Below are 20,116 nucleotides of genomic sequence, written 5' to 3' on the forward strand. Positions count from 1 at the left end.
AATTTAAGGATGAAAAAATGGAAAATAAATTTGTTTTAATTGTAGATCCCTTTTCTAGCGGTTCTGTTTTCGCAAGCAGAATTAAATCGCTTTATGGTTATGATGTTGTTGCTCTAATAACTAATCCAAATCTTCCTCAGGCGATCCTTGCCACATTTGTTGAGGAAGATTACTCAATGGTTTTCAACTATCATTCTCATCTTGAAACAGTTCAACAGATTGAATCTGCTCTTGGAAAACAACCTGATTTTATTGTTTGTGGCTCAGAACCCGGCGTACTGGTTTTTGATCAGTTATGTGAGCACTGGCAGCTATTACCTAATGTGTTTGAACTAAGCCATGCGCGGCGTGACAAATATCTTATGCAGCATCAGTTGAAGAAGGATGACATTAAATACATACCGCATTATAAATCCGGAAATCTTGATGATATCCTGCAATGGTGCACAAAAAACCAGTTTGATGAATATGTGATTAAGCCGGTCAGTTCATTTGGTACAGAAGGTGTTTTTTTCTGCAAAGATGTATCAGAAGTTGAAAGTGCCTTTGGTAAATTGATCAATACATTTGATTATTCGGGTAGTAAAAACGCCGAGCTGCTTATCGAACAGAAAATTATTGGTACAGAGTATGTTGTCGATGCTGTCAGTAGTTTTGGTCAGCACTTCGTAGTGAACATTTTCAGATATGTAAAACAGGAAATTAATGGTGTGCCGATCTATCGTCAGATGATCACAGAACCGCTGGAGGAACATCCAGTTCTTATCAGTTATATCAAGTCGGTACTTACTTCACTCGGCATTCGTAATGGTACGTCCCATAATGAGATAATTATGTCTGCCACCGGTCCCGTACTGGTCGAATCTGGTGCGCGTATGCATGGCGGACTTGGACCGCGCCTTGTTGAAGACTGTAATACTCATTCACTCATCGATCTGAGTCTTATGGCCCGTATCTCACCAAGAGAATTTACTGATAAGACCTCTGTGAGCCCTTTATTGAAAAGATACGCACTGGAGTTTTTCCTCAATTCACCTGATGCAGGCTATCTTAAGGAGGTTAATATTGAATCGAAGTGCAGCCTGCTAAAGAGCTATGGATTTACTGTTTGTAAATATAGACCTGGCGATTACATCAATAAAACTGTCGACCTGGTCACTTCTTATGGAAGGGTTGTGTTGGTTAACTCTGACAGGGAGCAATTGGCAGCGGATGCTGAGAAAATTACTGAAATGGAATCTTCCGGTGTGCTGGTAACCATCATTTAAATTTTTTAATTACTCTCAAAAATCAAATTTTTAGATGAGGCCAATGGCGATTATCTTTATGCAAAGCGCTGAGCAAATTGGCTATTTCATTGTATCTTCACGTCATGTATGACTTATGCTGACCGATAAGGTCATGGGATGGATTGTCCGCTTTGTTTCGAAAGCGGACTTTTCCCGCATTCTATGACATGTGGCAGGTACACCGCTCATACGACTGAGATAAGTGCCGCTATCCTTCTGTGATGGAGTTTGTGGTTGATGTATTAACACTGGATAGCAGAATAATTTACCATCGTATTTCTTGCGGGATAAAAATCTAACTTAATCGCAATGAGACATTTCACGCTGCCTTTACAAAATTTCGCACCCTAGAAATTTGCTTAAAACCTCTAACTGCAGTTACTGTTTATATATACAGTATTTCTGAAAGGGCAGTGATCATGCCACGCGATTATGAAATCAAAGACGCTTTCCGGCTGGCCATTAAGCGGGACGCGCGCGGACGTTACACCGTGAGCACACTCGACTTTGTTCACGAACTCCAGCAGCTGAACTGGCAGTTTACCGCCAGGGAAGCGAACAGGTGGATAGAAGCGCACAAGTCAGATTTCCGGGATATCTCAGCATCCGAAGGTGAGGATCGCATCTTCCAGGTCTTCAACCCGAATGGCGCTATGTGATGTTTGCGCTGGTAGATGTGAACTCGTTCTATGCCAGTTGCGAGACAGTATTCCGGCCTGACCTGCGCGGCAAACCAGTGTTAGTTCTGAGCAACAATGACGGCTGTGTCATCGCCCGAAGTGCTGAAGTAAAGGCACTGAATATCCCTATGGGCGCACCGTATTTCAAACTCAGAGACGAAATCAGACGGCATAAGATTCACGTCTTCAGCAGCAACTATGCGCTTTATGCTGACATGAGTAACCGGGTAATGACGACGCTCGAGCAGATGGCACCCAGCGTAGAAGTCTATTCAATTGATGAAGCGTTCCTGGACCTGACCGGTGTACGCAACTGCATGGTGCTGGAAAACTTCGGGCGCGAAGTGCGTGAGACGATCAAACGCAACACGCACCTGACCGTGGGGGTTGGCATCGCCCAGACCAAAACGCTGGCTAAGCTGGCAAACCACGCCGCCAAGAAGTGGAAGCAGACTGGCGGAGTCGTCGACCTGTCGAATATCGACCGGCAGCGAAAGCTGATGGCGCTTGTGCCTGTTGAGGATATATGGGGAGTAGGGCGTCGTATCAGTAAAAAGCTCAATGCAATGGGCATCACCACGGCCAAAGACCTCGCAGAACAGAGCACCTGGATCATCCGCAAACATTTCAACGTCGTGCTTGAGCGCACCGTCAGAGAACTTCGCGGCGAGTCATGTCTGGCGCTTGAGGAATTTGCCCCCACCAAACAGCAGATTGTCTGCTCACGCTCGTTCGGTTCACGTATCACTGAGTACACGGATATGCGTCAGGCGGTGTGCGCGTTTGCCGAGCGTGCCGCTGAGAAACTGAGAAAAGAAAGGCAGTACTGCAGGCAGATAGCGGTTTTTATCCGGACCAGCCCGCATGCCGACGGGGAGGTGTTTTACGGTAACCAGGCAACCGGCAAGCTGCTGACCCCATCTAACGATACCCGCGATATTATTCGCGTCGCCATGGATGCGCTCGACAGGATATGGGTAGACGGACACCGGTACATGAAAGCAGGCGTCATGCTGGGCGATTTCTTCAGCCAGGGTGTGGCTCAGCTCAGCTTGTTTGACGAATACCGGCCGCAGGCGAACAGTGAGGCTCTCATGCGGGTAGTTGACGGGCTTAATCAGAGCGGTAAAGCCAGTCTGTTTTTTGCGGGGCAGGGTATCCAGAAAACCTGGTCAATGAAGCGGGATATGCTGTCGCCTGCCTACACAACCCGTGTGTCTGATTTGCCATGGGCCAGATAGGGCTCAAATCAGGCTGTAGCAGTACACCATCCGGATGGATACTCTCCGGCATCTGTCCTGGCCAGTAATTATTGTAAGCGAAGCGGATATACCTGTACAGATTTACATATTTTGTATAATTTACGCAAAACACGTCATTTTCGAATCATACAGTGGAGTCAGTCATGCAACTGAATCTGAGCAGCATAGGTTCCAACAGCGATATCGCTGACTATTTCAGCCGTGCAAATCTGCTCTCGCAGCAGGAAACGCTTGGTTCAGTTGTTGCTGAGATCCTCCGTTCAGGTCAGACACTGAATCGCAAAGCTATCTGCTTAAGGCTGATTGTACGTCTTGATAAGGCTTCATCTGATGCAGAAGAACAGCAGTTGCATGCGCTGATTGAGCTTTTGTTCAGCAAATGAGTGTGATTTTACTGCCCACCTTTTCGGTGTCGTGAGACAGGAGACCAGCTGCAGTCATGACAGAACAGGATATGCAATTGCTGCGTGATGTGCTCATCGGGGAAGCGACTCTCGCCATACTCAATGACAACACACGTGTCTCATGGCCGGGCATACTGAACAAGCTGAATAGTTTTCTCAAAACAGAGAGTGATATACACAGGATTGATGCCCTGAAACTGGCAATCAATGATGTCAGCGACGAAATCAAAAGGCGCGATGCACTACAGAGAAGTGCCATGGGAGAATTCACCATGAACTCAACCGACAGTTACGATGACCTGACCTGGCATTGATCGTCTTTTCATATCCCTTTTTGCTGATGACAGTACAGTGCCCTGCGTGCGGTGTCTGCAGAGGTATCCCGACAGGGGGCATGTTCTCTCTGATTACTTAAAGGGAGATGTGTATTGACCTTCTCAGTCCTGTTGTGCTGCGCTGCTGTAGGGTAATTCTGATGGGCCTCAAAGACGCAACGGGATCATCCTGATCGGCTTCCGGCGGTCGCCAGACTTCATTTCATCTGCTGTTCAATGAATTTAAGACTATTGGAGCAGGCTATACTGTCAATAGTGCTATCACGCAGTCACTGAATTGCACGCGTAATGGTGTCAGCTGTTTCAGTATTGTTCCGCGTCGGCACCCCCGGTCTTGCCAGCCATCTCATCTGAAGTAATATGCGCTTTCTTTTTTAATTTGTCTCAGGATGGTTCCAGAGATACCCCATAGCATCAGGTAATACTTCCTTTCTGTAAGTGGAAAAACAGCACTCATCTCATTATCTTCCCTATTTTTTCATGACTTAAAGGTGATTTTCACGATGTGAATTTAACCGATATGTGAGTGTCTGTATGAAAGTATAAATCCGCCTTCTATTATTCAGGCTCGTCAGAATTCATTTTGGGTAGGAATGGGTGCTAACAGGAGTCTGAAAGTTACTCCTAATACTTTTCCTGGTATGACTTTAACTTATTTTAATCAACAGGTTAAAGGGGGGGGTTTGTTTGGCATTTCTGTCGGGCAAACGATTGCATTGAATGTCCTGCAGGATATGAGTAGTAATAATACGCGTCATTAGGAGGGTGGATGTAAATCCTTTTGGGATGAACTGCTTAATACGGAAGGCAGGATATGAAAAGCAAAGAAGGCTGTATTGTCGTCATCGGAGACAACAATGTTTTACATTATGGACTATTCAGTCTTATACACGCCGCATGCAGTAAAAGAAATCTGACAGTATTAACGTGCGGAAACGGCCTGAAATTCAGCAGTCATGAAGCGAACAGATATCCGGGTCGCTATCATCTCGCCGTTATCTGCCTGGGGTACGATGACTTCTTTCCGGACTGGTTTAGCTTATTTCTCACGCTGGTGCGTAAAACAAACGGTAACGTGCTGGTTTTTTCAGACAGTCAGGCTCTTCTGGACAGCCGGAAAAGAAACCTTCTGAACAGGGTATGCGATATGGAATATGTTCTGGATGTGTCCATGCCTGTTTCCTGCATCTCATTCGTTCTCAAACGCTATCTGGACAGGAAACCTTCAGACAGAGAAAACTGCAGAATAACGCTGCGTGAGCATGCCGTCATTGATGGCTTTCTTAACGGCACAGATGTCAGTCATCATTGCTCAGCACTGGGTATACAAACCAGAACGCTTTACCAGCACCGGAAAAACTGTGCTAATAAGCTGGGCGTCAGAAATCTCAAAGATTTACTCAGGCTGTAACAGCAGGGGAAGTCGCGTGCCCGTCATCAATATTCATAAAATCGACTGGTTCCGGATTCTCACAGACCTGAGCCGTTCCGGTTACTCCCTTCAGGACATCGCAGATGAACTGGATGTGGTTGCCTCCACACTTATTGGATGGAAAAAAGGCGCCAGCCCCCGTCACCATTCTGGCGAAGCGCTCATTGAACTGTGGTGCCGGGTGACGGAGAAGGGCAGGCATCAGCTGCCCAGAGAAAAATTTGTGCAGAAATTCATTTTTCATTCGTCAGAACGTGCCTGCAGGCATTCAGAAAAATGAATCTTACACGACTCATAGTGCCGGTGACATTCTTACCGGCACAGAGTCTTTACCATGAAACTTGAAAGTGTTGTTAAGTATCACAGCCCGCGCTCCGTTTCGCCTTTCACCCGCCAGTCCTCCTGTTCACCTGATGACATGACCGGCAGCGATGTGATGGCTGCACTGGGTATGACACAGAAACGTGCACCCCTCGGTTATTCTGCCTTCTTTGGCAAAATGCAGCTCAGTCACCATGACAGAGACCGCGCTGTAGGGTTGCTCACTGTGACCGGAATGAAGTCATCAGTGCATTATCCGGCCCTCACTAAATTGCCTGAAGATGAGCGACTGGCGGTCGTTACGGTCATCGCGGGGTATGCCTTTCTTGATTATGCGCGCAGCCCGGATACCGAATCATCCTGCCATGCCTGTCATGGCAAAGGTCTTCGCAACGGAAAGTGCTGCAGCAAATGTAATGGAAAGGGTGTCGTACGGGCAGCCTGTAAGGACTGTAAAGGGCGGGGAGAATCCTTAAATCGTATGATGACACGCTTTCAGGGCGTACCGGTTTATCAGCCCTGTAAGCGGTGTTCCGGGCGCGGCTTTGAACGTATCCCTTCCGCTGTTGTGTTCAGGGCGGTGTGTCAGGTCACACAGGCTCTTACTCTTGATACGTGGAACAAAAGCGTGAAGCAGCTGCTGGAGTTTCTGGTCGCCGAGCTGCACCGTGAAGAGGCCTGGGCAGAGAAGGCGTTAGCGCGCATTACTAAATAGCGAGCGATAATTCATGTGACGATGTTATCGTACGCTATTTACTTTTCCATTTTTTGTGTTAGATTGGCTCCAACGATGGGAAGATGACCCTCGAGAGATTTTTATTCAGCCCTGGCATCTTTGTCAGGGCTTTTTTTATGGCCGGATGTGCCTTCCCTGATCCTGCTCATCCTCCCGCTTAGGCTTCCTTTCACTTCATACTCTGCGCGGCTAATCCTGATGAGCAAACTCACAACCGGTGTCGCTTACAGCGTATCCGCAGGCGAAGTTGTCCATGGCATCCTGACCTATTTCAGCCCGGAAGAGTGGAGCGCCGTCGGCGTTCTGGCCGGTATCAGTCTTGCGACCGTTACCTGTGTCATCAACGGATATTACAGGCGCAAGGCAACACTGGCAGAAATCAGGGCGCTGCGTTGCACCTGCCCTGAAGAGCCTCGCTGAAAATGGTGATATCGGCCGCGCTGCGTAACAGACTTCTGGCTGCAGCCGGTGCGGGTGCCCTGACTCTGGCAATTACGCTGCTCGGCGGTCCGGATGGTCTGGAAGGGCGTCGTTATGTTCCCTATCGGGATGTCGCCGGTGTGCTCACCGTCTGTGATGGCCATACGGGCCCGGATATTGTCAGAAAAAAAAATTATACCGACCAGGAATGCGATGCTCTGCTGCGCGCTGACCTCAAGCCTGTTCAGGCAGACGTAGACAGTCTGGTCACTGTCCCCCTCAGCGATTACCAGCGCGCTGCACTCTACAGCTTTGCCTATAACACCGGTACTGACGCTTTTTCCCGCTCTTCCCTTCTGAGAAAACTCAACTCAGGCGACAAAGCAGGCGCGTGCAATGAACTGCGCCGCTGGGTCTTAGCGGGCGGCAGAAAGTGGAGAGGGCTGATGAAACGCCGCGAAACTGAACGTGCACTTTGCCTGGCGGAGAGCAGCGATGACCTTAAGCCGCGTTAAGTGGGGTGCCGTTACCATCACAGGCCTGCTACTGCTGGTCATCGCGCTAAGCGTCGCCCTGAAGCTTCAGTCCTTATCGAAAGTCGTGATCACTCAGCAGAACAGGCAGCTTGCGCAGGAAAAAGCTTCAGCTGAGATGATTGCGAATAACGTCCTCAGGGCAACAGTACTTTTCAGCGACATTGCACAGGCAACCCACAATGCGAATCAGGTCAGTAATACAGAGAGCGAGCGCAGGGTGGTGGTTATTCACAAGCTGGTCAAAGGTAACAGCTGTGCTAGTAAACCTGTGCCTCGTCCTGCTGCTGACCAGCTGCGTGCACACCGGGGCAAAGTACGTACCGGTGCCGCCAGTACACATTCCGGTGAGTCTGCTGGCTGACTGCGCTGTGCCTTTGATTCCTGACCCGTTGACCTGGGGAGACAGCCTTGAGCTGAATGAGCGTCTGCTTAACGCTCTGCAGCAATGTAACCGGGACAAGGCCGCCATCCGGAAAATCGAACGGGAACGGCAGAAATGAATTTCATCCAGTGGCTGAAAGGTCAGTTTATCCACCCTGAAGAAGGGAGTAATGAAATGTCAGAATCAAATAATGACGAACTCGTTGAACAGTCCGAATTCTCTGCCGAAGCAGCGCAGACTCCCCCATCAGCTGAAGTCAAAGTGGGCGTTCATGATTTTGAAGCTGCGCTGGCGTTTGTTGAAAGTGGGGTTGCTCTGCTGGGCGAAGCCGCAAAGGACGATGTGAAAGCACTGGCGATTAAGTATCTGTGAGCAATGCAGTGCACCTGTCGTGCAAGGCAGCGTGATCATTACATGGAGCATCAGGTATGATTCTCATCTAAATAGCTCAGGATGAGGATAATATGAGAAGGTTCGTCAAAATTTTAGTCATCGCCATTACAGTTCTGGCAGTGCTCGCATTTGCTGTAATGACTCTGTTGATAGTATCAATCAGACCTTCAAAAGTTGATGCTGCCCAGGCTAGAGCCTGCCGACATTATGATTATCAGACCATCATGACTAAGGTGATTCGGGCTAAGACAGGAGATCAGGCTGAATGGAAAAGTTTCTCTGACGCTCAGGCCGCAGCTCAAAAGAATGGGATTCTTATCGATTACGAGCAGATGACATTCGGGAACGATATCTGGTTAGTGCCTTTTGCTCAGTGTAACGGCCAGTCAGCACTCGGGGAATACTTTGGCATGCTTGATTGCACGACAGATAGTGTTGAGTTCAGCAAAAAGTGATTTTCTATGAGTAGCAAGTAAGCACTATCAGTTGCATTGTTTATTTCGCCTAATTGCAGCGGCGGCAGCTTATGAAAAATTGACCACCGGTCATACTTGCGCCGCTCAACAGGATCATTTCACCCTCCGAGAGCGAATCGAAGTTGCCGGAAAGCAAATAGCTGGATTGCAGCATTACATCAGAGAGCAATGTTTACGCTGAATATTGTACTGTCCGAAAATGGGTGCTAAATTCACCAAAGATGAAGAGCTATGCTCATTCGGGTCCGGCTATTTTTTATGCCCGAAAATCAGCCCTGACAGGATCTCCTGCCGGGGCTTTTTTATGTCCGCAGTTAAAACCACACGCGCCATGCCCGGCGCATTAAACAACACAGAGCCTTTCAGGAATCAGCTTCGGAGATAACCGTTAAAAGCGGCGGCTTCTCTGTAGGCGGTTATCTGGGCAACGAGGCTTATTCACTAAAAGGTAAATCGCAATGTACGTGATTCCTCTGCATTACAACGGTGAAGCTTCTAGCATTGACACTGAAGGTTGGATCAATGCCACTGGTGTGGCTGAACGATTTGATAAGCAAGACGATAACTGTATGCGCTTGGCAGAATCGCTTAAATATCTGACCTTTTATTCAGTATGTGCATAGCGAGGGCGCCCTGTGATATGCGATGTGATTTATAATTGTGACCAACTCTTCGTTGATTAGCAAATTTGTCACTTGAAGCAATGTTGGCAGGATTGATTTGAATGTGTATTCTGGAGATCTTTTACTAGGAGGGTTTATGTCGTTAAGTCAAATTAATTCTTTGGTTGTGAAAGCAGCTAAACAAAATCTCGGAAGCCCGTTGAGGGAGGTTTACTTAGTAGGAAGCCAGGCTCAATTGGGTTCAGGTCGGGATTATGACTATGTATTCGTGTTTGAAGACACTTTTTATGAGCTTTCATGCAAGTACGGAAGTAAAAGCTGGGCTCAAACACACAGGCTGCTTGAAGCGTTGTTGAAGCATTGGCTTGTCCATTTCGGTATCACTCAACCTGTAACGTTCGATTTTATTTCGATGTCTGAAAATCGCTTAAAAAATGATATTCCTTTTGCAAAGGTTGCGCTTCAAACTAGTGGGCTTTTGGGAGTCGTTTTTGACAAAAATTCAGGGTTTAATTTCTTTGGGCAACATGGGTTTGTAGGGGTAATAGCTCATCATGGCATAAGAATTTTATGAATTCCTTTATTGATGGGTTAAGGGCTGTGAATCCTTTTTCAACACCTTATGAAGAATGGGAAACAAGGATTCCAACTCAAGAGGAGTCGATAAATTTTTACCGAAAGCATGATTTTTTTGGGCTGATAGACGTAAAAATCCGGCGATTGATTTCCATAGATAACCATTACGACGCTGCTATCCATCAAGTGAGGCGCGGTGCAACAAATATAGAGTTGCATATAGATGATCAATTGGAGAGAAATGATGATTTTAATGCGTTGAGAAGGTTAATGCCCTCTGCAATTCCGAGAGGATTGTCAGAATATCAGTTGAGGCACCAAAGTGGGCACGACTATCCAGATGTTGATTCAATCATAAATAAAGTCGGCATCTACCTTCCTTATGGTCAATTTGTTTATCATGGTGGCTTGCTAAGCCAAATGGGCGCAAGTTTTATCACAACAAGACCATTATCTACCTCATTTTGCCCACAAATAGGAGTGAGGTTAGCGGAAAAAAATTTCAGTGCTCGAAATGCGGGGCGGATGGAACTAACCTTGCTGAAAGTTACAAACCCGAAAACTAAAGCTTACATATTCAAGAACAAAAAAACCACGCAGGGTCATGAAAAGGAGGTTGTTTTTGCTTCTGGCGCTGAGATTTATTTGCGAGGTAGCCATTTGGTTACAATGAAATATCCAGTAAGCACTCCTTGTGGTGGTAGTGAATTTATTCCGGGTTATGTGATTATTGGTGAAATATCATGATTGGTCGCGCACTTTTGCGTGGGCTTTTGTACACTCATTTGAAAATCTGGATATTTAATGGCGCTTAACGACAAACAAGAGATGTTTTGTCGCGAGTACCTCATCGATTTGAACGCTACGCAAGCGGCCATTAGGGCGGGGTACAGCGAAAAGACTGCAAGCCGTACCGGATCTGAAAACCTCTCAAAACCTGATATTGCGCAACGCATCATTAACCTTAAATCAGCCCGTAACGAGAGGGTAGAGATAAAGGCAGATTATGTGCTGCATCGCCTGGCTGAAATTGACCAGATGGACGTGCTCGACATCATGACCGATAACATGAGCATCAAGCCCGTATCGCAATGGCCAGCCTCATGGCGACGCTACCTGAGCGGATTCGATCTGGCTGAGTTGTTCGACGGCCGCGGCGAAGAGCGCGAGATGGTCGGTATCCTGAAAAAGATTAAGTGGCCGGACAAAGTCAGGAATCTGGAGCTGCTCGGCAAACACATTTCCGTGCAGGCATTCCGCGAGCAGGGTACGACATCACTGACAGGCAAAGACGGCGGCCCGCTTGAGGTTGCGCTGCTTACACGCGAGGAATACCGGCAGGCGCGCCGGGAAATGCTGGAGGATGACGACTGCTGAATTCAGGACTGCCGCACGCCGTATAGAGTGTGAAGAGGACGGGCTCTATTTCACCCGGTACTTCTTTAAGCAGCGCACCGGCAGCCGGATGATTGTCGCGCCACATCATCAGGTAATACAGCGAACGCTGGACCGGGTGATTGATGGCGACATCCGGCGACTCATCATCAACGTGCCCCCGGGCTACACCAAGACGGAACTGGCCACCATCAACATGATGGGCCGCGGGCTGGCGCTGAACCGCCGTGCACGCTTCATGCACCTGTCCTATTCCCACAATCTGGCATTACTGAACTCGTCAACCACACGCGGCATCGTGAAATCTGCCGCGTTTCAGGCCATGTGGCCGATGGCGCTTCGCGATGATGCCGACAGTAAAGTCATGTGGTGGACCGAATACGGCGGCGGGGTGTATGCCTCGTCCGCTGCGGGGCAGGTTACCGGCTTTCGTGCCGGGCATATGGAGCCAGGCTGGCAGGGCTGTCTTATTCTTGATGATCCGGTAAAGCCAGACGACGCCTACAGCGAAACCATACGCGTCGGGGTCAATACCCGCTTCAACGAAACCATCCGTTCCCGTCTGGCCATTGAGACCACGCCCATCGTGGTCATCATGCAGCGCATTCACTACCACGATCTGAGTGGCTATCTGCTGCGCGGTGGCAGTGGCGAACAGTGGCACCACCTGAACCTGCCGGTGCTGATTGATAACAGCGAACCGTATTCAGCGCTGTACCCGGAAAACACGCACGCGATCTCCATCGATCATGGTCTGCCTGAAGGCTGGCTCTGGCCGTACAAGCACAACGAATCACACCGCGTCTCTCTGTTTTCACACCGGCGCACAGCCGAAGCACAGTATATGCAGCGGCCCCGCCGGTTTAATGCCGACGGCGCGCTCTGGACCGAAGTAATGGTGTCCGGTGCACGCGCGCTGGATATCACTCTGCAGCCGTCGCGGACGGTCGTCGCCATTGACCCGCAGGCTACCAACAGCGAAGAGAGTGATGAAACCGGTATGGTCGTGGCAAGCAGTTACGGGCGCGGTAATGACAGGCTGTTCTCTGCTGACGCGGATTACTCCGGTAAGTACACGCCGAACGGCTGGGCGAAGCGCGCCATCCGGGCTTATGAAGAGCACCACGCTGAGGCCATCGTCATTGAAACCAACCAGGGCGGTGACATGGCCGAAGATACCCTGCGCAATGCGGGCTTTCGCGGGCGCATCGTCCGCGTCCATGCCAGCAAGGGGAAGTTTGCCCGGGCTGAGCCCATCTCCGCGCTTTACGAACAGGGGCGGGTGGCGCACTGTGGCAACCTTTATCAGCTCGAGAATCAGCTGCTGGAATACGTGCCCGCTACCGCGAAAAAATCACCGGACCGCCTGGATGCGCTGGTCTGGGCCATTACAGAACTGTTCCAGCCAAAAGGCACAACAGTCCGTCCATTCTCTGCCTGACAAAACATCATTATGAACAACGACGTCCGGAAGCGATCGCCCAAAATCGAGTCGATGGCCGGATGCTGGCCCATGATCAGCACGCTGCTGGGCGGCACTGCCGCCATGCGTGCTGCGGGCAAAACGTATCTGCCTAAATGGCCTAACGAAGAAGAGGCGTTCTACCAGAACCGGCTTTCGGTGGCGACGCTGTTTCCGGCGTTTTCGCGTACGGTCGAGGTGCTGAGTGGCAAACCCTTTTCCCGCCCGGTCACCTGGAATGAAGAAGCGGTGCCCGCACGCATACGTGAAATGTTCGGGGATGTGGACCTGCAGGGCACTAACCTGCACTCCTTTCTGGCTGACACTTTTGAGGAAGCGATGGCCTACGGACTGTGCGGCATCCTTGTCGAGCATCCACCGGCGGATAAACAGCTCTCTCTGGCTGAAGAACGCCAGCGTGGATTGCGGCCTTATTTCGCCAGGGTCAATGCCACCAGCCTGCTGGATTACGACTCAGAACGGGTCGATGGACAGGAGACGTTTACGCTGCTGCGCTTCGTCGAGACGGTCAGTGAGCGCGACCCGCAGAATGAATTTGTCGTGAAAAGTATTGAGCAGGTCAGGGTGCTGAATCCCGGCCGCTGGCGGATTTATCGCAAAAAGCTGAATGAAACGAGCGGGGTGCTGGAGTGGCAGCTGCATGACGAAGGCACTACCAGCCTGAAGAAAATAACCTTTGTTCCGGTCTATGGCGACAAACGCGGGTTTATGAACGGCCGGCCGCCGCTGGCTGAACTGGCCTGGCTCAACGTTGAGCACTGGCAGTCCCGCAGCGACCAGCAGACCATCCTGCATGTCGCCCGCGTACCGGTGCTGTTCGGCAAAAAGCTCGGCGACGGTCCCATTTCGGTGGGTGCGGCATCGGCCATCCTGTCAGAAGAGGATGAAGCAGACCTGCGTTATGTGGAGCACAGCGGCAGGGCCATCGAGGCCGGTCGCACAGACATCCTCGACCTTGAGGAAAAGATGCGCCAGGTGGGGGCAGAACTGCTGGTGGTAAAACCCGGCCACCGTACCGTGGTGCAGACGCTGACCGATAATGAAGCGAGCACCAGCGCCCTGCAGCGCATGGTGTGTGACCTCACCGATGCGGCCCGGCTGGCGCTGCAGTATCTGGCGGAATGGATTGGTGAATCCGAAGGCGGGCACGTCACTATCTTCAGTGATTTTGGTGCCACCACGCTGGCTGAAGCGTCCGCTGACTTCCTGGTGGACATGTATAAAACGCGGGCACTGTCTGACGAGACGCTGTTCAACGAGATACAGCGCCGTGGCCTTATTAACAGCGAACTCCGTTGGGCGGAAGAGCAGGCGCGTATCCGCGCCATGCCGCCGTCTTTGCCAGCTAAGCCGGTAACCACATCCCCGGTTTAACGCTCTCCGGGCCCGGCAGATGCAGGGGCCTTTTTTATTGCCGGCCGCTGCGGATGCAGCGCGGCGCCACGGGCCGGATGGCTCTTACCTGGTTGGATGACCCTGATGAAACTGAAACTCGATGAGAACGGCCATGTGGTCGTAAACGATGGCAAACCTGTGTACGTGCAGGAGGACGGCAAAGAGCTGGCGTTTGATGCCCCCGGCACGCTGCAGACCATCTCGCGTCTTAACGGTGAAGCAAAGTCGCACCGTGAGCGTGCGGAAAGTGCAGAAACGCTGCTTAAGACCTTTGAAGGGATTGATGATCCGTCAGCGGCGCTGGCAGCACTGGACACCGTGAAGAACCTGGAAGACAAAACGCTGGTGGATGCCGGTGAAGTCGAAAAGGTCCGCACTGAAGCCGTCCGGGCGCTGGAAGAGAAGTATGCGCCCATCGTAAAAGAGCGCGACGACCTGAGCCAGAAGCTTACGGCGGAGAAAATTGGCGGCAGTTTCGCCCGTTCAAAATTCATTGCCGAGAAAATGAGTATTCCGGCTGACCTGGTGGAAGCCCGATTCGGCAGCAACTTTCAGGTAGTCGGTGACGCCGTCACGGCGTTTGATCGCGACGGAAACAAAATCTTCAGTGCGGTCAGACCCGGCGAAGCGGCGGGGTTCGATGAAGCGCTGAGCATTCTCGTTGAGCACTACCCGTATAAAGATCAGATCCTCAAAGGCACTGGCGCATCAGGCGGCGGCTCTGCTGGGGGGAATGGCAACAGCAGCCCCAACACACTTACCCGTGAACAGTTCGAATCCCTCAGCCCTCAGGAGCAGAGCGAACGGGCCTGTGCGGGTGTACAGATTACCGATTAACAGGATAACCCTGCATGTCTAATACCCTGACTCAACTCATTCCCGACCTGTATCAGTCCCTGGACATCGTGTCCCGTGAACTCTGCGGGTTTATTCCCTCCATCACGCTGGACGCCACAGCAGAACGTGCAGCGCTCAACCAGCCGATTCGTATCCCTGTGACACCGGCTTCAGACGCTGAAGATGTGAAGCCCGGACAACTGCCCCCGGATGACGGTGATCAGGATATTGGTAATGTGCAGCTGGCCATTACCAAATCGCGTATGGTGCCGTTCCGCTGGGAAGGCGAACAGCAGAAGGGCATTAAATCCGGTCCGGGTTACCACGGTATCCGCCGCGACCAGGTTACCCAGGCGATGCGCACGCTGGTTAATGAAATCGAAGAAGATTTGGGCGAGCTGTTCCGTCGCGCTTCACGCGCATCCGGTGAAGCGGGTAAAACACCATTTAAAGATACCCTGACTGACACAGCACAGGTGCGCAAAATCCTGACGGACAATGGCGCACCGCTCAGCGATTTGCAGTGTGTCATCGATACCACTGCAGGCGCGGCACTGCGAACCATGGCGCAGCTGACCAAAGCCAATGAGGCCGGAACCACAGCACTGTGTTCTCAGGGCACACTTCTGGAGTTACATGGTTTTACATTGCGTGAATCAGCCGGCGTCGCTCAGGTGAAAAGTGAGTCGGGTGAAAAGCCACTTAAGGACAGAACATTAACTGTTGCTGAGGATTGCCCGGAAGGAAGTCTGTCTGTAAAAATCCAGCCTTCAGATGGCGACAACAGTAAATCCAGCGTGCCTGACTTTGTTAAGCAAGGGTGCGTCGTTATCATCGGAAAGGACAAGTATGTTGTTGCTGCTAATAGTTATAACACCATTGAAATTTATGAGCCGGGGCTGATGGAAAAGGTTAAAGCAGGAACCAAACTGGAGGTTGTCAGTGAATTTATTGCCAACTTCGCCTTCAGCCGCTCCGCCATCATCCTGGCTACACGCGCCCCCGCGCTGCCAGAAGAAGGCGACATGGCGGATGACCGCATGATGATCACCGATCCGCGCACCAACATGTCCTTTGAAGTTTCCATGTACAAACAGTATCGCCGTGTGCGCTATGAAATCGCCGCGGCATGGGGATGCCAGAACATCAAACCGGAACACAGCGCCCTGTTGCTGGGTTAGTCCTGGTCAGCCACTTCAGACAAAATCCTTTCAGATGAGGTCATACATGCTGACACCCCAGCAGCAGGCCGACGCACGTCGCTATATGGGCTATCCCACGACCGGCGACACGTCACCTGACGATCGCAGTGATGCAGCTTACGCACAGGTCACATCAGGCCGGTTCCAGACGCTGGCTCACAGGCTGACTACGCTGCGGGCTGAGGAGGAAGCCATCGTGGTGAACTATCTGACGACACTGGCCAGTCTGGAATGGGGGATTACCCATGCGGCAGACAACCTTGATACGGATAAAGCGGCTGTCTGGCAGCGGAACCGGTCAGAAGTCTCAGACCGTACGCGTCTCTACAATCAGTGGCGGCGTCAGCTCTGCGGACTGCTCGGCATCCCGCCGGGCCCGTCGCTGGGCAATGGCGTATCCACTGTGACACGGTGCTGATATGGACGCACATCAGCTGGCGGCGAAGGTAAACCAGGGTAACGGGAAGGCCGCGAAGCGCCTTGGCGGTACGGCCCGTCATTACCGGGCGACATCACCCTTCAGCCCTCTCGACGCGCAGCCGCTGCGACAGCTTTCGGCCTCATTCACCACCGATTACGGCTACATGCGCGCAGCCCGGTTCGGACAGGCCACCCGTATTGGCATCTTTGATGCGGCGGGGTTTGAGGTAGGCGATATCCTGGTGTCTACCGAGGGGACTTTTTACGTGGCAGCCATGCCACTGTTACAGCCCATTCTGTGCGTCAGAGCTGAGCGGCTTGTCAGCGTCCGGCGTACCGCGCAGGCAGGTTCCGATAGCGGACTGCAGGATTATGGCGGCACCACAGCTGCCTGTGAGACGCTCATCATGTCCGGCTGGCCAGCCAGCATTCTGCTGAGCCGTGGCGGTGAGCACAGCCCGCTTAAGTTGCCGGGTGAGATGCGCAGCGCGTGGCACAGCATTCTGATGCCTACGTTCGAAGGCCTGTCTCTCCATGCCGGGGATTTTGTGACGGATGACGCCGGGCATCGGTTTGTCATCAGCGGCACGGAACTGACCAACATGGGCTGGCGTCTGACGGCGCTTCAGGTGACGGCGTAACATGGCAAGTACCGATGATGTTGCCCGTTACCTGGCAGGCCGTATTTCAGATGCAGTGTATCCCGGTGGCAGCGGGCTTCCGGGCATCATTAACGCCGCAGTGAAAATCTATCCGGGCTGGCCGGTGCCGGGCATACTGCAGCAGGATATCGAGAACGGTGGTGTGCACGTCTCCGTATGGCCACTGCTGACAGAGCGTAAAATCAGCACGGCGCTTGGCAGGCCGTTCCGTTTGATGGCGAAGGGCAAACCCTCGCTACAGTTCACAGTGAACGGCACCGCGATAAGTGTTGCCGGTGTGGCGTCGGCACTGACTAACGTGCAGATAACCCTTAACGGGAAAACATACACCTTCCACTTCCAGGCAGGCACTACAGCCGAAAAGGCACTTTATATTCTCTCTGTCAGACTGCCCCGGTCATTCACTATAAGCAGCAGTCTCTGCATTATGCTGGTGAGACACATCAGTCTTTCCGTCTCGACCGCGGGTACTGCCGTCAGGGAGCTACGCAGGCAGATAAAAGATTTCCAGGTTACTGTCTGGGCACCCACGCCTGGCCTAAGAGACCGCATCGGCAGTGCCATTGATACGGCGCTCTCTGAACAGTGTCACATTGACCTCAACGACGGCGCGCCCGCGCAGCTCCTGTATGCCCGGCAGTTTGATTCGGACAGGTCAGAGAACTGGCATGTCTACCGGCGCGACCTGATTTTCAGCGTGAATTACGCCACCACCCAGACCATTACCGCACCTGAGGTGACCAGCACGGTTGTCACCGTTAACGGCCAGCAGACTACGCGGTAACCCTCTTCTTTCCAGCATCAGCTCACTCATCCGGAGTCTCACTCATGCCGATTTATTCAACCGGCGATCTCAACACGTCTGCACTCACGGCACCTGACCTGTATGTTCAGGTTGTTCCGCCCCGGGCACGTTACATTAACGGTGTACCCACTGACGGGCTGGGGCTGGTGGGTGTGGCAGGCTGGGGGCCGGTAAACAGCGCCTTTCGTATCACGTCAGATAACGACATTGCATTCTTTCTGGGCACGCCTGAAAACCGTAAGTATGACCTGGCGACAGCGGCTGCCATTTCACTTCAGCTCGGTGCGGCGAACCTGAACTGTGTGCGTGTGACAAACGGTCAGGATAAAGCCGCCAGTGGCCGGCTCTGTGAAAATGGCAGTAAGTCAGGCCTGCTGCTGACCGCACTCTACAGCGGGACGCGGGGAAACCAGATAATTGCAGGTATAGGCAGCGGTACCGCGGTGAACTCGAAAAAGCTGACCATCAGTCTGCCCGGCTTGAGTGCCGAAGTCTTTGATAACCTGCAGGGTGAAGGGGATGCGCTGTGGAAAGCGATGGCAGAGGCCATAAATCACGGTCAGATGAATATCCGCGGTCCCAGCCAGCTGGTACGCGCGAAAGTAACCGAATCTGAAGCGCCCGCACAGGCCGCGGTTAAAGAGATCACACTCAGCGGGGGCACCGACGGCGCAACCGGTATCACGGATGCCACGCTACTCGGTACAGACGGCACTGATGCTCCGCGTAAAGGCATGTATGCCCTGCGTGGCACAAATTCACAGGTTATCAATCTTACCGATGTGACCGATAAAACGTGCTGGCCGGCCATGGCAGCATTCGCGCGGTCCGAGGGTGCCTATGCCATCGGCCAGGGCCCGGCCTCCGCTGGCTGTAAGGCGGTGTCTGAAGCGCTCAACAGTTCTGGCGTGGACGACTGGCATTTCAAGCTGATAGTGGGTGACTGGCCTTACTGGAAAGATACTGCAAACGGCACAAGCCGCATGATTGCGCCCGCCACGTTTGAAGCGGCAAACATTGCCGCCCGGGCACCGCATATCTCTACGCTCAACAAGCGCATCCCCGGCATCATTGCCACCGAGCGGCAGCTGGCGGGGCGCCCTTACTCCGTGCCGGAAATCGGGGCCATCAACTCAGCCCGCCTGGATGTCATCACCAATCTGTGTCCGGGTGGCAGTTACTTCGGCATGCGCTCCGGGCGCAACACCTCATCGAATCCGACCCAGAACGATGACACCTACACCCGCATGACCAACTTCCTGTCGCTGACCATTGCGGCAAGCTTTGGCAGCGTCGTGGGTGACAATCAGACCACAGACCTGCGCCGGGAGACCAAAAGCACGCTGGAGTCTTTCCTGTCAAATCTGGAGACGCTGAAGATGATCGGCGACCCGAATGGCGGACCTGCCTTTGCGGTGCGCCTCGATGCGGCCAATAACCCGGATGCGCGCGTAGCACTGGGCTACATGACAGCCGATGTGCAGGTGAAATACCTCAACGTGGTGCGCTACTTCCTGGTGAACCTGGAAGGGGGCGGCAGTGTGTCCATTTCCGTCTCAGACAGCTTGTCGCGCTGAACACCGCCTCACTTATTACTCCGGAGATAAACCATGCCAACCCTTGGCTATACCGTGGGGCGTGATATTGCTGTCGATATCAATACGCCGACGGGAAAACTGCGCATTCCCAAAATCATGAGCTTTGATTCAAAGCCGCAGGTCTCGACCCATAAAATCACACCGCTCAATGGCATTACCGACGAGCTGCAGATCCCCGTCGGCTGGAATGGCACCATCGCTGCAGAGCGTATGGATGCCACGCTTGATGACTTCTGGGCGAAGTGGGAAGACAACTACTACAACGGCATCGATCAGCCCCGCGGCACCATCACCGAAACCATAACCGAGGCAAACGGCACCGTCAGCGTGTACCGCTATGAGGGCGTGTCGTTTCACCTTACCGATGCCGGTAACAAGCAGGGCGAGAAGACAGTGAACCAGACCCTATCATGGACAGCCAACCGCCGTAAAAAAGTGAACTGAGGAATAGACA

27 protein-coding genes are annotated in these 20,116 nt (G+C 52.1%); all 27 read left to right on the top strand.

Going from position 1 to position 20,116, the window contains the following annotated elements; all coding sequences use genetic code 11:
* The first annotated feature begins 17 nt into the window (after nt 1–17).
* The 27 genes from AC6I8C_RS19270 (at nt 18) to AC6I8C_RS19400 (ending at nt 20,106) form a co-directional block, all read left to right on the top strand.
* On the top strand, nt 18–1,268 hold the full coding sequence (locus tag AC6I8C_RS19270; protein ID WP_157353248.1) for an ATP-grasp domain-containing protein: 1,251 nt from the start codon (nt 18–20) through the stop codon (nt 1,266–1,268).
* A 440-nt stretch (nt 1,269–1,708) separates the two neighbouring features.
* On the top strand, nt 1,709–1,948 hold the full coding sequence (locus tag AC6I8C_RS19275) for a hypothetical protein (RefSeq protein ID WP_010670502.1): 240 nt from the start codon (nt 1,709–1,711) through the stop codon (nt 1,946–1,948).
* A complete protein-coding gene (gene umuC, locus AC6I8C_RS19280; protein ID WP_010670501.1) occupies nt 1,948–3,210 on the top strand; it encodes a translesion error-prone DNA polymerase V subunit UmuC in 1,263 nt (420 codons plus the stop codon). Before AC6I8C_RS19275 ends, umuC begins: the two co-directional genes overlap by 1 nt.
* A gap of 164 nt (nt 3,211–3,374) precedes the next feature.
* Nucleotides 3,375–3,614: a regulatory protein YcgZ gene (gene ycgZ / locus AC6I8C_RS19285; RefSeq protein WP_497823448.1), complete on the top strand. Its 240-nt coding sequence runs from the start codon at nt 3,375–3,377 to the stop codon at nt 3,612–3,614.
* Between the two features lie 56 nt (nt 3,615–3,670).
* Nucleotides 3,671–3,949 (top strand): hypothetical protein, encoded by a 279-nt coding sequence (locus AC6I8C_RS19290; protein ID WP_010670499.1) that lies wholly within the window; start codon nt 3,671–3,673, stop codon nt 3,947–3,949.
* An 835-nt stretch (nt 3,950–4,784) separates the two neighbouring features.
* Nucleotides 4,785–5,381, top strand: coding sequence for a helix-turn-helix transcriptional regulator (locus tag AC6I8C_RS19295; RefSeq protein ID WP_497823449.1), 597 nt, complete (start codon nt 4,785–4,787; stop codon nt 5,379–5,381).
* Nucleotides 5,382–5,397: 16 nt separating this feature from the next.
* Complete coding sequence (locus AC6I8C_RS19300) at nt 5,398–5,682, top strand: hypothetical protein (protein ID WP_010670497.1); 285 nt, start codon at nt 5,398–5,400, stop codon at nt 5,680–5,682.
* A 54-nt stretch (nt 5,683–5,736) separates the two neighbouring features.
* Nucleotides 5,737–6,438 carry an antitermination protein Q gene (locus tag AC6I8C_RS19305; RefSeq protein WP_497823450.1) on the top strand — a complete coding sequence of 234 codons (702 nt, stop codon included), beginning with the start codon at nt 5,737–5,739 and terminating at the stop codon, nt 6,436–6,438.
* A 219-nt stretch (nt 6,439–6,657) separates the two neighbouring features.
* Nucleotides 6,658–6,879 carry a phage holin gene (locus AC6I8C_RS19310; RefSeq protein ID WP_497823451.1) on the top strand — a complete coding sequence of 74 codons (222 nt, stop codon included), beginning with the start codon at nt 6,658–6,660 and terminating at the stop codon, nt 6,877–6,879.
* Nucleotides 6,880–6,881: 2 nt separating this feature from the next.
* Nucleotides 6,882–7,394, top strand: coding sequence for a lysozyme (locus tag AC6I8C_RS19315; protein WP_497823452.1), 513 nt, complete (start codon nt 6,882–6,884; stop codon nt 7,392–7,394).
* Nucleotides 7,375–7,776 (top strand): hypothetical protein, encoded by a 402-nt coding sequence (locus AC6I8C_RS19320; protein ID WP_497823771.1) that lies wholly within the window; start codon nt 7,375–7,377, stop codon nt 7,774–7,776. Before AC6I8C_RS19315 ends, AC6I8C_RS19320 begins: the two co-directional genes overlap by 20 nt.
* Nucleotides 7,739–7,915, top strand: a complete 177-nt coding sequence (lysC, locus tag AC6I8C_RS19325) for an Rz1-like lysis system protein LysC (protein WP_497823752.1) — start codon at nt 7,739–7,741, stop codon at nt 7,913–7,915. Before AC6I8C_RS19320 ends, lysC begins: the two co-directional genes overlap by 38 nt.
* On the top strand, nt 7,912–8,169 hold the full coding sequence (locus AC6I8C_RS19330; RefSeq protein WP_497823453.1) for a hypothetical protein: 258 nt from the start codon (nt 7,912–7,914) through the stop codon (nt 8,167–8,169). Before lysC ends, AC6I8C_RS19330 begins: the two co-directional genes overlap by 4 nt.
* A 92-nt stretch (nt 8,170–8,261) precedes the next feature.
* A complete protein-coding gene (locus tag AC6I8C_RS19335; RefSeq protein ID WP_497823454.1) occupies nt 8,262–8,645 on the top strand; it encodes a hypothetical protein in 384 nt (127 codons plus the stop codon).
* Nucleotides 8,646–8,724: 79 nt separating this feature from the next.
* Entirely contained in the window at nt 8,725–8,847 is a 123-nt protein-coding gene (locus AC6I8C_RS19340; protein WP_497823753.1) for a lysis system i-spanin subunit Rz, read from the top strand.
* A gap of 578 nt (nt 8,848–9,425) precedes the next feature.
* Nucleotides 9,426–9,863, top strand: a complete 438-nt coding sequence (locus AC6I8C_RS19345; protein WP_497823455.1) for a hypothetical protein — start codon at nt 9,426–9,428, stop codon at nt 9,861–9,863.
* Nucleotides 9,860–10,612, top strand: coding sequence for a hypothetical protein (locus AC6I8C_RS19350; RefSeq protein WP_497823456.1), 753 nt, complete (start codon nt 9,860–9,862; stop codon nt 10,610–10,612). Before AC6I8C_RS19345 ends, AC6I8C_RS19350 begins: the two co-directional genes overlap by 4 nt.
* 57 nt (nt 10,613–10,669) lie before the next feature.
* Nucleotides 10,670–11,242, top strand: coding sequence for a terminase small subunit (locus AC6I8C_RS19355; protein ID WP_497823457.1), 573 nt, complete (start codon nt 10,670–10,672; stop codon nt 11,240–11,242).
* Nucleotides 11,229–12,701, top strand: coding sequence for a phage terminase large subunit family protein (locus AC6I8C_RS19360; protein WP_497823458.1), 1,473 nt, complete (start codon nt 11,229–11,231; stop codon nt 12,699–12,701). Before AC6I8C_RS19355 ends, AC6I8C_RS19360 begins: the two co-directional genes overlap by 14 nt.
* A 72-nt stretch (nt 12,702–12,773) precedes the next feature.
* Nucleotides 12,774–14,117 (top strand): DUF4055 domain-containing protein, encoded by a 1,344-nt coding sequence (locus AC6I8C_RS19365; RefSeq protein ID WP_497823459.1) that lies wholly within the window; start codon nt 12,774–12,776, stop codon nt 14,115–14,117.
* A gap of 105 nt (nt 14,118–14,222) precedes the next feature.
* Nucleotides 14,223–14,975 (top strand): DUF6651 domain-containing protein, encoded by a 753-nt coding sequence (locus tag AC6I8C_RS19370; protein WP_497823460.1) that lies wholly within the window; start codon nt 14,223–14,225, stop codon nt 14,973–14,975.
* Between the two features lie 14 nt (nt 14,976–14,989).
* Entirely contained in the window at nt 14,990–16,156 is a 1,167-nt protein-coding gene (locus AC6I8C_RS19375; RefSeq protein WP_497823461.1) for a major capsid protein, read from the top strand.
* Nucleotides 16,157–16,202: 46 nt separating this feature from the next.
* Nucleotides 16,203–16,595 (top strand): hypothetical protein, encoded by a 393-nt coding sequence (locus AC6I8C_RS19380; RefSeq protein WP_283544993.1) that lies wholly within the window; start codon nt 16,203–16,205, stop codon nt 16,593–16,595.
* 1 nt (nt 16,596) lies between these two features.
* On the top strand, nt 16,597–17,238 hold the full coding sequence (locus AC6I8C_RS19385) for a hypothetical protein (RefSeq protein WP_497823462.1): 642 nt from the start codon (nt 16,597–16,599) through the stop codon (nt 17,236–17,238).
* Between the two features lies 1 nt (nt 17,239).
* On the top strand, nt 17,240–18,043 hold the full coding sequence (locus tag AC6I8C_RS19390; protein ID WP_283544991.1) for a hypothetical protein: 804 nt from the start codon (nt 17,240–17,242) through the stop codon (nt 18,041–18,043).
* A 44-nt stretch (nt 18,044–18,087) separates the two neighbouring features.
* Complete coding sequence (locus AC6I8C_RS19395; RefSeq protein WP_497823463.1) at nt 18,088–19,641, top strand: phage tail protein; 1,554 nt, start codon at nt 18,088–18,090, stop codon at nt 19,639–19,641.
* Nucleotides 19,642–19,674: 33 nt separating this feature from the next.
* A complete protein-coding gene (locus AC6I8C_RS19400) occupies nt 19,675–20,106 on the top strand; it encodes a hypothetical protein (RefSeq protein ID WP_033780351.1) in 432 nt (143 codons plus the stop codon).
* Nucleotides 20,107–20,116 lie beyond the last annotated feature (10 nt).

Source organism: Pantoea sp. X-Soil-YNGN-844 (genome assembly GCF_059730595.1).